Below are 14,177 nucleotides of genomic sequence, written 5' to 3'. Positions count from 1 at the left end.
CATACTGGGAATAATTAGTCACATTCTGGATTTTATTTATTATTTTAAGGTCTTTATTATTGAAAACACACTTTAAATAAAATGAAAATCACTAATTTATCCCCCGTCCTGCTTGTTGCATTCATGTTGTTCTTTGCCTGTAACAATTCTTCCAATCAGGAAGAAGAGGAACTTGTTGAAGATAAGCAGATGGAATCCATTGAGCCATCAGCCACGATGCTTTGGAAAACAGACACCTCATTTGTGGGTTCGGAATCAGCATTGTACCATCCTGAAAAAGACATCATTTTTGTATCGTGCGGTAATACAGATGCAGCGAAAAAAGATGGGGATGGATTTATCGCCATACTTAACCCCGATGGGAGCGTGAATGAAATGGAGTGGACCACAGGTCTGAATGCACCAAAAGGCATGGCTATTTTGGGCAACAGTCTCTACGTAACGGATATTGACGAGATTGTGCAGATTGATTTGTCCAGCGGTGATATCATAGAAAAATATCCGGTAGAAGGAGCACAATTCCTCAATGATGCAGCCACGGATGGATCGGTGATCTTCTTTTCTGATATGAAAGACAACAAAGTTTTTCAACTCGCCGATGGCGAATATGAAGTTATCGCTGAAAACGTGCCCAGTATCAATGGGCTGGAATCCTACAATGGTACTTTGTACGGGCTGAATGGCGAAGGACTGATCAAATTTGATGATAACAGAGGATATGAAATCCTGACCGATGAAGTACAAGGTGGAGACGGACTTGTTATACTGGATGAGGACACTTATATTGCCAGTCGATGGGCGGGAGAGATTTATTACATCGATGGCGATCAGGTTACTAAAATTGTTGACACTACACCCGAGAAGTCCAATACAGCGGACATAAGCTACATTCCGGAAGATAAAATAATCATCGTTCCGACCTTTTTGAAAAATGAAGTGGCAGCGTATCAGTTGAATCTGGGATCGGATAATTAATGTTTTTGATTATTTTGGTGGATGGCTGGTCAAATCCACAATCCGCACGATCGATTTATGAAATCCCTCCTGGGGGATATTCATATAGCCAGGCAATATTTTGAAGCTTTTCTGCCAGGCCATCTAAAGGAAATTCTTGACCTCGCAAAGCTAGAACATTCACCAAATAGTTTTATCTCGGACCGGCTACGAGAGACTATGGCAGATATTGTTTTAAAATGCCCTTTGAGAGAGAGAAATGGAGAACAACTGCTGTATCTGAACTTACTGTTTGAGCACAAGAGCACACCTTACAAGTTTATTTCTATCCAGATCGGTGGATATCTTTTTGACGCTTACCGGGATCAAGTAAAGAACGACCAAGATCCACTTATCCCGGTCATCCCTTTCTTATATTATCACGGGAAAGATCAATGGGTACCTCTTAAAATGGACGAATTATTTGACGAGCCATATTTAAAAACCAATGAATTTATTCCCAGTATTAAATTTCTTTTTGAGAATATTCAAAATTACAGTGATGATCAGATCAGGCAATTGAGTGAAGGGTTATTGACATCCGCACTTTTAACCCAGAAATACACTGGGGAACCCGAGCTTTTAGCTGAAAAATTCAATAATATATTTTCTATATTAGAATCTTGGCAAAATCGGAACCTACTCGAATCTCTTATTGTTTATTATTTCGACATAATTGTTATTGAGAAAAATAGGTTGAAAAATTTAGTTGAAAAATTACCTGAGGTTATGAAAACAGAATTCATCAGTTTAGCGGATCAGCTCAGACAAGAAGGACGTGAAGAAGAATTAAACCGTAAAAACTGGACCGCCACAAAAAACATGTTACTTAAAGGGGTAGATGCGCCTTTTATATGTGATGTATTAGACGTCACCCCAGAATTTGTTAAAAAAGTAAGAAAAGAAATGGAAGCGGGAAATTAATCGAAGCCCATGTGCATTTGAGTCTGCCTCGACTGTTAAGCACCACATCGATCATACCATTCCAGCGCATCATCACGTTTCAATTTAGTGACCTTTATTCTTTATAATCATAACCTTCCGAAAAATGAGATCAAAGCTATTATCTGCCATACTCTGCCTATTATTCACCCTCCCGGCTTTTGCCCAATGGCAGCTCTCACCTATTGTGGGTTTGAACATTTCAAAATTTCGAACCTCCAGCAATTATTCAACTGAAGGTTTTTCTTATGCGTATAAGAATGGTTTGATGGGAGGACTTAATATAAAATATACACCAGATAATCCTTTAAATATTCAATTAGAAAGCACCTTTTCCCAAAAGGGAACTGAGCATAATATTGACGACGAACCTGGTCGAAACATCGTTGATTTAAATTATATAGATCTGGGTGTTATAATAGAATATCCCTTGAACGAGATCATTGCGGTGAATGCCGGCGGAAGTTATGGAATCAATGTAGGTGAGAAATATAATGGAAAAAATAATCCGGCTGGGAAACTACATAATGGAACAGATTACGGTGCGATCGGAGGTTTAAAGTTCTATATCGGGAAGCTATTTATCCGGACCAACTACTATCATGGATTGAATCCGATTTTAGAAGGAATCATTACAGATGAAAATGGTGTACCTACTGGAGACGCTGCTAATGAGTACAATCAGATGTTTCAAGTATCGATAGGCTATTATTTTCTTTAAATTTATTCAATGTACTTCTGCAATAAAAGCAAAGGTGGCCGCGACTCGGAATCATTTATCTAATTCCAGAGGTTGACAATAACTATGAAATTATCCGTCGGTTAGAAACCGCAGCTAACACAGCTCCCGCCATAATACTAATCTGGAACTAAAAGATCGCCCTGAATTTTTTTTATGAAGGAAACTGTAAATTGCCCCTTGCTTAAGTCCAATTAAAAATTCAACATTAAGAATTAAAAATTACGATCCCGCCATTTCCGGCTCCTCCTGCTGTACCCGAACTAGCATCGTCGTATCCAATCCCGAAATGATCTCCGTGTTCAACCCATCCGATATTCCCGTCTCCACTTTCTTCCGATCAAATCCATCGCCATTTTTTATTTCGACGTAGGTCTTACCGTCACCGTCATAAATAATATCCCGCTCCTTTATCGCCAGAACATTATCCTTCTTATGAATAATGATGTCCCCGTTGGCACTATAGCCGGCCCGCAAAAACCGATCACCGGTCTGTTTCACAGCCGCTTTGACTTCAAACTTTACGGTCCCTTCTTCCTTGACACCTTTTGGTGAAATATATTCCAGTATAGCATCGAACTGCTGATCAGGAATAGCGCCTATCTTCAGCAGAATAGGCATCCCTTCATCTATGGAACCTACATCGGCTTCGTCCACCTTGCCCTCGAAAATCAGTGTATTCATATCAGCGACCGTTGCAATCGTCGTGCCTTCATTGAAGTTGTTCCGTTCAATGACTGAGGTACCTTCCTCCAGCGGCACATCCAGGACCATCCCGGCTACGGGTGAATTGACAACATTAGCCACCTGTTTGGAGTTCTGATCAACGCCTTCTTTGAGCAGTCGCAAGTTGGATACAGCGCTGTTCAATTCCTGCTGAGCAATGTCGACCTGGGTTTCGTATTGTGACAGACTGTTCGTGGAAGTAATTTTGGCATTCTCATAAGCATTTCGTCGCAGCTCCAATTCAAGTTTATATTGATTGTACTGCTGTTCGGAAATCACCCCTGCATCAAACAGTTGTCGTTGACGTGCTTCTTCCTGGCGTGCATTCTCAAAATTAGCTTTTGCTGTTTCCACATCCAGGTTGTCTTCATGGATGGTTCGCTGCCGTTCTAGTTCGCGCTGAGCATCTGTTAACCGAAGGCGGGCCAGTTCGACCTGGGACTGTGCCTGGTTAATATTGACCTGACTGGGGACCAGTTTGATCCGGGCCAGTTTTTTACCTTTTTCGATGACCTCACCGGCCACTACGAACAGCTCATCGACCACGCCTGAAACCTGCGGTTTGATGTTGATCTCCTGCCGCGGATTGATGGTTCCCGTCGCGACCACTTTCCGCGATATATCAACGTATGCTGGTTTTTCGGTGGTATTCCTCACAGAGGATCCCTTATTCTGATAAACAAAATAATACACCAATCCGGCTGTCAATAAAACCAAGACCACAATCGTACTTATAAAACATCCTTTCTTCATTCGAATTAATTTAATACCTACACGCCCGGAAATTTAATTCTCCGGGTTGAATTATTCATCTTTCAAAGCCACCACGGGATTGACACGAGCAGCCATCAGTGCTGGAATCAATCCGGCTAAAGTTCCCGATACCACTAAAATCAATAACGCACCTATAGCCACTTGAAAACTTACCTGCGGATTGTAAAACATATCCACATCGACTTCTATCCATTCCATCACCACATCTATGCCTCCGATGACCACCACACCAGCCAGCAACCCCAGGTACCCTGAAATCAGCGTTATAAAAACAGATTCTGTCAATATACTCCGAATAATCATTCCTGGTGTAGCTCCTATAGCCTTTCGGATTCCTATCTCTTTGGTACGTTCTTTGACCGTAATAATCATGATGTTGCTCACCCCAACCACCCCAGCGATCAGCGTCCCAATCCCTACAATCCAAAGGAACAAGCCGATTCCATTGAACAATCCATTGATTCGATCAAACTGCTCTTCCAGATTAAACCCTCCAATCCCCCGCGGGTCATTGGGAGCGACATGGTGCCGGCTTTTAAGTATGGAATTGACTTTGTTTTCAATATCACTTACCTTATAATTTGGCAGTGCAGACAATGCAAAGTAATGGATGCGGCCACCGGTACCAAATGACCGGTGCATCGTCGTCAATGGAATCACGGTAGCCTCCAAATCACTTTCTGTCCAAGGCTTTATTCGTTCCGGTCCAAAAACACCAACAACTTTAAACTCTACACCATTTGCAGTAAGGGATTGACCGATGGCCGCTTCCCAATTACCGGCACCAAAAAGCACTTCTGCCACTCGTTTACCGATCACAATCACCTTCCTGGATTCGGCAACATCCGAAGGATGGATGTAGCGACCTTTATACACTCTGAACCCTTCGACTTTGATCATATCAGCTAATTCACCGCGGATCTCATAGCTTTCTACGATCTCTCCTTTGGTAATATTTCCCGGAACTGTCGTTCGTGGAGCGATATAATCCACTCCTTCTACGTTTTCCAGAAGATAATCCACATCCTCCATGTTCAATCTGGGGGTTCGACCAGGCTGAAACCCCTGATAGGGAAGCGATGTACCACTCGACCATACGTACATGACATTTTTGGCATGGTTTCCAAAATCTCGAAATATAGCATTTCGCAGTCCAGAACCCATACCAAGCATAAAAATCAGCATAAATATTCCCCAGAACACACCCAACGCCGTGAGTGCAGTTCGCAATTTATGCTTCTCAAGTGAAGCAAATATCTCCTGCCATGTATCCCGGTCAAACATATATTAATTTATCTGTATGAGTTCATGATCGCATCGCTTCAATGGGATTAATCTTAGCTGCCTGACGTGCCGGAATAAGACCGGCCAGGGTTCCGGCTATGACCAGAATAAGAACGGCAGCAAAACCGACTCCCAGGTGAATCTCAGGATTTCGGAAAAAATCAGAATCAACACCACTGATCAAATAAAGAACAACTACACCGAAAAAGAAGCCCATGTAGCCGGCCATGAACGTGATAAAAATCGCTTCAGAAAGGACCATTGAAATAATGGATTGCGGCGTCGCTCCCAATGCTTTGCGAACACCGATTTCCTTGGTGCGATCTTTTACAATAATCAGCATGATATTGCTCACCCCGACGATCCCGGCCAAAATACTTCCAACACCTACAAACCAGAGAAAAGCCTTAATGCCAAAAAATAAATTTTGGACGTTTTTATAATCTTCATACCGATTGTTGACGCGAATCGCCCGTTCATCAGCCGGGTTAAATTGATGATTGGCAGCAAGTATATCGATAATACCTTCTTCAAGAGCTTGTACTTCTCCTTCATTCATATCACCGGTTACCAAACCCAGATTACTTATATTTTCATTGCCCTGATAAACAACCTGTCCAACACTTATTGGAATAAGAATCTCCCGCTGTGCCCGATCACTTTCCGCATCAAAGGAAACCCCAATCACGTAGTATGCAGTAGAGCCCAGCATGATTTCCTTTCCAATTGGATTCTCCCCGCCAAAGACATCCTGCCGTACGATCTCACCAATTACGGCTACTTTGCGGATATCACGCTGATCCTTTTCATTGATAAAACGGCCTTTCGTGATATTTATATTCTCGATGTGTCTCATGTCCGGATGTATCGCCCGTACGGAATATCCAAGACTTTTATCTTTATATTTTAATATAAGATTATTGCTCAGGTAGACCCGGCCTGCAAGATATGGAACCTCTGGAAAACGATTAGATATTTCAAGGTAATCATCATTATTAAAGATTATTCGTCGATTCTTAGGAAGACCATTAAACTCCAATGAAGTAGATCCGCCATATATCCATAGACTGTTGATAGCATCGGATCGAAATTGCTGGGCTATTCCATTTTGAAGGCCCTGACCAGCCCCCAGGAGTATAACCAACATAAAGATGCCCCAAAAGACGCCCAATGCAGTTAAAGCTGTGCGCAGTTTATGCTTGCTGATCGAGATAAATATCTCATTCCATTTCTCCGTATCGACCCATTTCATACTTGTTGTGGTGTTAAGATGACACCATCCTGGATCTCAATGATCCGTTCTGTCACTTTAGCAATATCTTGTTCATGGGTCACGATCAGGACCGTTTTTCCCTGTTCATTAATCTTCTGAAACAGTCCCATCACTTCATGTGATGTTTTCGTATCCAGGGCACCAGTTGGTTCGTCTGCCAATAGCACCTTGGGCTCTGTGACCATCGACCGTGCGATAGCGACCCGCTGTTGTTGTCCACCGGAAAGCTGGGTTGGCAAATGACCAGCCCAATCTTTTAACCCGACCATTTCCAGATAGTGCATGGCTTTCTCATGTCGTAGTTTACGATCTACCTTTCGATAATACAACGGTAATGAAACATTTTCTACAGCAGTTTTAAAATTGAGAAGGTTAAAGGACTGGAAGACAAATCCTATAAATTGATTTCGATAATAGGCCGCTTGTTTTTCTGAAAGATCCTTCATAAGCTGACCGGCTAAGTGATACTCGCCGGAATCATATTCATCCAGAATGCCCAAAATATTTAATAATGTGGATTTGCCCGATCCGGAGGATCCCATTATAGAAGCAAACTCTCCCTCCTGAATATCCAGATCAATTCCTTTCAACACTTGCAGACTGGTAAATTCTGTTTTGTACGCTTTGTGTATATCTCGTAATTTAATCATTGAACCATTTCCCCATTTATTTAATATGGACTGACGTAAACTACACAAATACATGGCGTCGACGAACATAAATTCTGCAAGAACTTCTGTATTATCGACCAAGTATTCATTTCATCGATTTTATAGGTTAAAATTGCTTGTAAGCTCCTCAGTATATGGTGGAATAGCTCCAGCATGAGAGGCGACATATCCGCCCAGTTGATTTCCTTTTTTTAGGGATTCTTCCACATCCTTCGTTCGGACCCATGTATGCAAAAATCCGGCACTAAAAGCGTCCCCAGCACCAACCGTGTCTTTTGTTTTCACTTCATCACTGGTGGCCTCAAGCATATTGCCCCGATACCATGCTTTGGAACCTGCTTTACCCCAGGTATACACCACCAGATCAATCAGGAAATCTGCATTAAGTCGTCGAGCAAAATCCTCCGGAAATAGTACCTCGTCATAGATCAATTTTGAGGCTACTTTTATTTCATGCTCATTGAACTTTCCTATATTGGCAAAATGCAGCGATTTTTCCAAAACAGACTTTGTAAAAAACTCTTGCCGAAGATTACAATCAAAATAAATCCATGAAGCCTGAAGCTGGCTAAATAATTTATGATAAAAAGTTTGATTGTGCGTACTGCGTTGGGCCAACGACCCCAGGGCCACTACAGACCATTTCTTTGTACTGATTCGATCAAAATCAACCTCCAGATAATCCCACGCCACATCCCGAACGATCTCGTATTCCGGTTCCCCATTCTCAAATTCTACCTGTACGGTCCCTGTTTTCTTTTGTGCGTTTTGAAAAATCAGATCCGTGTTTACACCCAGATCCTCAGCTTCATTAATAATCTGGTCGCCCAACTCATCCTGTCCCACTGCAGAGAGTATAAAACTTTCGTTGCCCAGCTTAGCCATATGTGCCGCGACATTGAACGGGGCGCCTCCCAGCTTATATGCACCATTGATTACATCAAACAACACCTCTCCGACAGCCAATACTTTATATTCCGTCAAAATAATTTTCTTTTATTTATGTTTTCACAACACATCTGCTCCGCGATCTGTTGCGTATTTGCAACATCCAAGATAATAAATAAATTAAATGCGCGTCCATGAAAAATCTTCTTTTACTTATTATTACTCTTACGATGATTTCCTGTAAAGTATCCAAATTCAAGGGGGAATCATCCCCCGTGAGCCACACCATTTGGGATAGTTTACTCATGGCCCATGTTGCTGACAACGGATTGGTCGACTATCAGGGATTTATCCAGGACAGCGCCCGTTTGAACCAGTACCTCACTGCTTTATCTACTCATCATCCGAATGACAAATTCTGGACCGAAGATGAACAGCTCGCTTACTGGCTCAATGCTTACAACGCGTATACTATAAAGTTGATTACCGATCATTACCCGGTCGCAAGCATCAAAGATATTAAGCCCGGGGTTTCATTTGTTAATTCTGTATGGGACATTAAATTTATCAATATTGAATCCAGAACCTATGATCTCAACAATATAGAACATGGAATTATTCGCAAACAATTTGATGAACCCCGAATCCACTTTGCGGTTAATTGTGCCTCCATTTCCTGCCCCAAACTCCAGCAAAGGGCATATACTGCGAAAAACCTAGATCAACAATTGACCCGCGCTGCCAAAGAGTTTCTTTCGGATTCCAGCAAAAATAAGATCACAGAAACCAAAATAGAGATCTCACCCATAATTAAATGGTTCAGTGGTGACTTTACAAAGAACGGCAACCTGATTGACTTCTTAAATCAATACAGCCCCGTTAATATCAATAATAACGCAACCATCATTTATCAAACCTATGACTGGAATCTCAACGACACAAAATCAGTTGGTGGATAGTGATTGATTGAAAAAACATATGGTGTAATTTTTAGAAGATTTTTTTTGGTCATGGGTCTTCCTTTTTTGACACCCCTGATTTTCAAATCACAAAAGTAAGATCAGTCTCTATACTTATCCTTCGTTGGAAGAGAACAATCTGGCTTACCCTCCTATCAAATCCTAATCTAAGAGGGATCCAAACCACTATATTTCACCCAGGAGAAGGATGTTAAATTAACAATTGATGTATATTTTTTTTATATTTATGGCGTTATGCATTTTACTAAAGAGCTCTGGCAGCTCCCATTCATTTAGAAACTAAAACAAATAGTACACATGAGAAACTTATTCAAAGTAACTATGACCGCGCTAATCGGCCTTTTTATGGTGGTCGGCTTACAAGCGCAGAATGAACACCCCGCTAAAAAAGAACATCCTTCATCCAATGAACACCCTGCTAAAAAAGAAGCTAAAGCCAGTCCGGCCAAAGAGGCTTCCGGTAAAATCGGTGATGCAACGATCACCATCAACTATAGTAGCCCCGGTGTTAAAGGTCGGAATATTTGGGGGGAGCTGGTACCACTGAACAAAGTATGGCGCGCTGGTGCGAATGAAGCTACCACATTTAAGACAGATAAAGATCTCTTGGTGGAAGGAAAAGAATTACCTGCAGGTACATATAGCTTTTTTGTAATTCCCCACGAAGATGCAACGGCTACTGTAATTTTCAACAAAGAAGCAGATCAATGGGGTGCTATGAAATATGATGAAAGCAAGGATGCACTTCGGGTTAATGTTTATCCCAGTCAAAGCAACATGACCGAACGACTCGAATACAAGGTTAATGACGACGGCATCGTTATGGCTTGGGAGTATTACAAATTACCTATAAAAATCAAGGTCAAATAATTATTCTTCATTTGACCCTAAATAAAAAAGCGATAATGGAAATTCCATTATCGCTTTTTTTATATTCATGAATTTAGTTGCTGCAAGATATCACATCAACAGCCTTACCAGTTTAAAATCATTTTGATTCCGCTTCCTCTTTCGGTGTATGTACCAACAGGGAAACTTCATTTTGTAAAAGCTCCACAAAACCTTGATCAATCAAAAAAGATTCCATTTCACCATTTGATTTTTTGATTTGCACCCTGCCTTTTGTCAACGCAGAAACGATGGGGGCGTGATTATTTAAAATCTGAAATTGACCATTGATTCCAGGAACCGTCACCGATTCGATTTCTCCAGAAAACAGTTTTTCATCGGGCGTTATTACATCAAGAAGCATATATGTTAGTTGTAAGTTCTTAGGCGCTGCGCTTATAGTAGTATGGGCACAGCGCTTTTAGTTCGTTATTTAAATATCATTCTTACGGTCGCTAAAATAGCTGTCACAAAAAACTTTCACCACTCAGCGAACATAATCGCCGGCAGCCTCTAATTCCAAAGGTATCTGTCGACCAAATTGGAAACCGCCAGTCTATATCTTAAGTCGTCTGGCGATCGAACCGCCAAACTACACTTAGGTATTAGGCTTCTTCCGCTTCAGCAATTAATCTTTTCCCTTTCTCAATGGCTTCATCAATAGTACCAACCAGGTTAAAAGCAGCTTCCGGATATTCATCCACTTCCCCATCCATGATCATATTGAACCCACGGATGGATTCTTCGATGGGCACCAATACACCCTTCAATCCGGTAAATGCTTCGGCCACGTGGAAAGGCTGAGAAAGGAATCGCATCACCCGACGCGCACGGTGCACGACGATCTTATCTTCATCACTCAACTCCTCCATACCGAGAATAGCAATAATATCCTGAAGTTCTTTATTTCTCTGAAGCAGGTTGATCACGCGCTGTGCTGTGTTATAATGCTCATCGCCCAATATCTGCGGGCTCAGGATCCGTGAAGAGGACTCCAGAGGATCGATCGCCGGATAGATACCCAAAGAAGCCAATTTACGGCTCAGAACCGTAATGGCATCGAGGTGCGCAAAAGTTGTTGCTGGCGCCGGATCCGTCAAGTCATCCGCAGGCACATATACAGCCTGTACAGATGTAATGGATCCTCGTTTCGTAGAAGTAATTCGCTCCTGCATAAAGCCCATTTCCGTGGCAAGTGTCGGCTGATACCCCACTGCTGAAGGCATACGCCCCAGAAGTGCAGACACCTCAGACCCCGCCTGGGTAAATCGGAAGATGTTATCCACAAAAAACAGTATATCACGTCCGCCAGCTGGATCACTCATATCACCGTCCCGGTAATACTCTGCGATGGTCAATCCGGACAAAGCTACTCGTGCCCGGGCACCTGGAGGTTCGTTCATCTGACCAAATACAAAGGTTGCTTTAGAATCTTCCAATTCCGTGTAATCGACCTTGGTCAGATCCCAACCACCTTCTTTCATGGATTCCATAAAAGCATCTCCATATTTGATGATATCAGCCTCCAACATCTCTCTCATCAAATCATTTCCTTCACGCGTTCGCTCCCCTACTCCTGCAAATACAGATATTCCATCATACCCTTTTGCAATATTATTGATCAACTCCTGAATTAGAACAGTTTTTCCTACCCCCGCTCCGCCAAACAGTCCAATTTTCCCTCCTTTGGCATAGGGTTCGACAAGATCAATGACTTTGATCCCGGTATACAGCACTTCGGTATCCGTAGACAAATCCTCGTAAGAAGGTGGTTTCCGGTGAATCGAGTAGGCCGTATCCCCCTTTTCTGTCGGTTTCAACCCATCGATGGGCTCTCCCACAACATTGAATAATCGTCCTTTGATCTGATCACCCACTGGCATCCGAATTTGCGCACCGGTATCAATCACTTCCTGACCTCTGATCAATCCATCGGTGGCATCCATCGCTATCGCACGCACACTATCTTCACCCAGGTGTTGTTGGACTTCAAGAATAAGATCATCAAACCCATCGCGTTTGATCGCCAATGCGTTTAGGATCTGTGGTAAATGGGATTTTTCATCCTGAAAACTAACATCCACTACAGGGCCAATGACTTGCTTTACTTTACCTATATTTGCCATAAGAATTATTAAATTGGGTAATTGAACTATATAAATTTTGCGCAAAGATAGCGTTTTATATGGAATGGCAAAAGGGAACTTTGAATATTCAAAATAATTTCATCCTCCCATTTTTATTTCTTCAAACAGCACTTTCGCCATAAAGACTAAAATTTTGAACTTAAAGAGACAAAAGCTTCTTCAAACACAACTATTGCTGAGTCATACAGATGCTTCACCCGAAGAATATCAAAAATTCTTTACTCATTTAATCGAGCACCGATTCCGGAGACTTCTTTCTATCTATGGTCACAAAGATAAGCAACAGTCTTTTCAGACAATTGAAGCACCACTTCCCCTGGAACACGAATTGAATCATTTGCTGCAATCCGGACATCCGGAACTTTTCTTTAAAAATGTGTTGTATCATCTTGGTCGCACTCTTAAAAAGATCCCAACCGGTATAGTCCCTACCCTATTGACTCTATTTAAAAACCATCCAACAATGTGGTCCACCATTTATGCACAGCATCCGGAATTGACGTTGGCGCTTTCGCGAAATCATGGGACCTGGAATTACATCCTTCGCGCTTTTGATCATAAACTAACCCTGGCCATAGGAAGTCCGGGCTATTATGACGCCCTGAAGGTGCGCATGGAGGTCTTGCCTTTGCCCACCTTTTCCTATATTAAAGATATCTATCCGAAGGTCTCCGCCCCCCAACAGGCCAGGCTATTGGATATTCTCCATAAAGATCTTTCACCCGATGTCGGTCAATTCATCGAGACCCAACTGAGCCATTCCCGAAAACCCGTTCGGCTGGCTGCCCTGAATGCATGCGTGTTACGAAAAGTAAAAAGCGTCTATGATCCGTTAAAAAATGAATTACTGAAATACATTAAAGCTCCCCAAAATGATGATTCGCTCATCCGGCTTCCTCCATTATTATCCTGGAAAGACCTCGAAGGCCTTGGACATAAAACAACTAAGACAGACATCCTGATTGCATTGGTCGATCCGGATGATTATCTGAATAAACAATCTAAGTCATTTCAATCAGAGCATCAACCTGCACTTATCGAAGCGGCTACCCTTCATCGGTCTCAAAAAACGCTAAGCCACCTCGCGCAGGGAACACCGTCGCTGCTTCATGATTCTGCATTCGTCAAGGCTCTCGATGGCTCTACTGCGCTTGACATTTTGAAAATTTTTATTGACGATCCGCATTCTTCCTTTGATCAACAATTTATCAACCTTCTAAAAAAAATCCATCCTTTCCTGAATGAATCTGATTCAGATCTGGTATGGCAAAGATTTGTAAAGCAATGGGCCGAAATGCCGTTCACAGTCGAAGAACTAGCGCTCGAAGTCCTGGCACTTCGCATTCATCCCAACCGGATCAGGCCGATCTGGCAACATTCATTATTGCAGGACACCGCTCCACCACTGCAGAAAATACGCGATATATTGAAAAACCGGCTGGAATTGATGAAGAAATGCTATGCATAGTTCTTAGTTGATAGTCGTTGGACCTTAGCCCGCTTAATTCACCACGTCAATCTTTTATGATACGTAAGATGTAGTGCATCAATTGCTTAAAATCCAAAATTGGGCATATGACATAGCCCAATTTTGGGTGACGTTTGACTTTTGTGGGTTAGGTTAGAATAAAACATTGAATCTTCTGAAAACTCAACAAAATAAAAACCAAAATTTAATTCTGACTGATCTCATATAACACTGATTATCTTAATTTTTTATAGATGATGACAAAACATAACTACATCAGCAGCTCCCCGACCTTTCAATCTTCACACAGACTGGAAAGCCCAAGATTGCTTCCATGTTTTTACCGGGGCGAAAAAGCACGGGCTATACATCCGTAAACTGAGCCATCTGAGCAAGTTCAAAGA

General features: G+C 42.1%; 13 protein-coding genes. 6 read left to right on the top strand and 7 right to left on the bottom strand.

What is annotated here, in order from left to right:
* Positions 1-81 precede the first annotated feature (81 nt).
* From KUV50_RS09445 to KUV50_RS09435, 3 genes are all read left to right on the top strand, one after another.
* A complete protein-coding gene (locus tag KUV50_RS09445; RefSeq protein WP_222579891.1) occupies positions 82-975 on the top strand; it encodes a hypothetical protein in 894 nt (297 codons plus the stop codon).
* A 21-nt stretch (positions 976-996) separates the two neighbouring features.
* Positions 997-1,917: an Rpn family recombination-promoting nuclease/putative transposase gene (locus tag KUV50_RS09440; protein WP_222579890.1), complete on the top strand. Its 921-nt coding sequence runs from the start codon at positions 997-999 to the stop codon at positions 1,915-1,917.
* A 124-nt stretch (positions 1,918-2,041) separates the two neighbouring features.
* On the top strand, positions 2,042-2,656 hold the full coding sequence (locus tag KUV50_RS09435; protein ID WP_222579889.1) for a porin family protein: 615 nt from the start codon (positions 2,042-2,044) through the stop codon (positions 2,654-2,656).
* Positions 2,657-2,896: 240 nt separating this feature from the next.
* Here KUV50_RS09435 and KUV50_RS09430 read toward each other — a convergent pair whose 3' ends face one another.
* The 5 genes from KUV50_RS09430 to KUV50_RS09410 form a co-directional block, all read right to left on the bottom strand.
* The gene (locus KUV50_RS09430; RefSeq protein ID WP_222579888.1) at positions 2,897-4,153 is read right to left on the bottom strand and encodes an efflux RND transporter periplasmic adaptor subunit; all 1,257 of its coding nucleotides are present in this window, start codon (positions 4,151-4,153) and stop codon (positions 2,897-2,899) included.
* A gap of 51 nt (positions 4,154-4,204) precedes the next feature.
* Positions 4,205-5,458, bottom strand: a complete 1,254-nt coding sequence (locus KUV50_RS09425) for an ABC transporter permease (RefSeq protein ID WP_222579887.1) — start codon at positions 5,456-5,458, stop codon at positions 4,205-4,207.
* Between the two features lie 22 nt (positions 5,459-5,480).
* Positions 5,481-6,710 carry an ABC transporter permease gene (locus KUV50_RS09420; RefSeq protein WP_222579886.1) on the bottom strand — a complete coding sequence of 410 codons (1,230 nt, stop codon included), beginning with the start codon at positions 6,708-6,710 and terminating at the stop codon, positions 5,481-5,483.
* Positions 6,707-7,381 (bottom strand): ABC transporter ATP-binding protein, encoded by a 675-nt coding sequence (locus KUV50_RS09415; RefSeq protein WP_222579885.1) that lies wholly within the window; start codon positions 7,379-7,381, stop codon positions 6,707-6,709. The genes KUV50_RS09420 and KUV50_RS09415 overlap by 4 nt, the downstream gene beginning before the upstream one ends.
* 120 nt (positions 7,382-7,501) lie before the next feature.
* Positions 7,502-8,386 carry a PfkB family carbohydrate kinase gene (locus KUV50_RS09410; protein ID WP_222579884.1) on the bottom strand — a complete coding sequence of 295 codons (885 nt, stop codon included), beginning with the start codon at positions 8,384-8,386 and terminating at the stop codon, positions 7,502-7,504.
* Positions 8,387-8,484: 98 nt separating this feature from the next.
* On the opposite strand from KUV50_RS09410, the gene KUV50_RS09405 reads away from it, so the two are divergent.
* Both KUV50_RS09405 and KUV50_RS09400 read left to right on the top strand, forming a co-directional pair.
* A complete protein-coding gene (locus KUV50_RS09405) occupies positions 8,485-9,249 on the top strand; it encodes a DUF547 domain-containing protein (RefSeq protein ID WP_222579883.1) in 765 nt (254 codons plus the stop codon).
* 318 nt (positions 9,250-9,567) lie between these two features.
* Complete coding sequence (locus tag KUV50_RS09400) at positions 9,568-10,140, top strand: DUF2911 domain-containing protein (protein ID WP_222579882.1); 573 nt, start codon at positions 9,568-9,570, stop codon at positions 10,138-10,140.
* A 118-nt stretch (positions 10,141-10,258) separates the two neighbouring features.
* On the opposite strand, the gene atpC is transcribed toward KUV50_RS09400, so the two are convergent.
* Positions 10,259-10,522, bottom strand: coding sequence for an ATP synthase F1 subunit epsilon (gene atpC, locus KUV50_RS09395; protein WP_222579881.1), 264 nt, complete (start codon positions 10,520-10,522; stop codon positions 10,259-10,261).
* Positions 10,523-10,763: 241 nt separating this feature from the next.
* On the bottom strand, positions 10,764-12,284 hold the full coding sequence (atpD, locus tag KUV50_RS09390; RefSeq protein WP_222579880.1) for a F0F1 ATP synthase subunit beta: 1,521 nt from the start codon (positions 12,282-12,284) through the stop codon (positions 10,764-10,766).
* Positions 12,285-12,477: 193 nt separating this feature from the next.
* On the opposite strand from atpD, the gene KUV50_RS09385 reads away from it, so the two are divergent.
* Positions 12,478-13,773 carry a hypothetical protein gene (locus KUV50_RS09385; protein WP_222579879.1) on the top strand — a complete coding sequence of 432 codons (1,296 nt, stop codon included), beginning with the start codon at positions 12,478-12,480 and terminating at the stop codon, positions 13,771-13,773.
* Positions 13,774-14,177 lie beyond the last annotated feature (404 nt).

This window comes from Membranihabitans marinus (assembly GCF_019802045.1).
GTDB lineage: Bacteria > Bacteroidota > Bacteroidia > Chitinophagales > Saprospiraceae > Membranihabitans > Membranihabitans marinus_A.
This window is presented reverse-complemented; position numbering and strand designations above follow the sequence as displayed.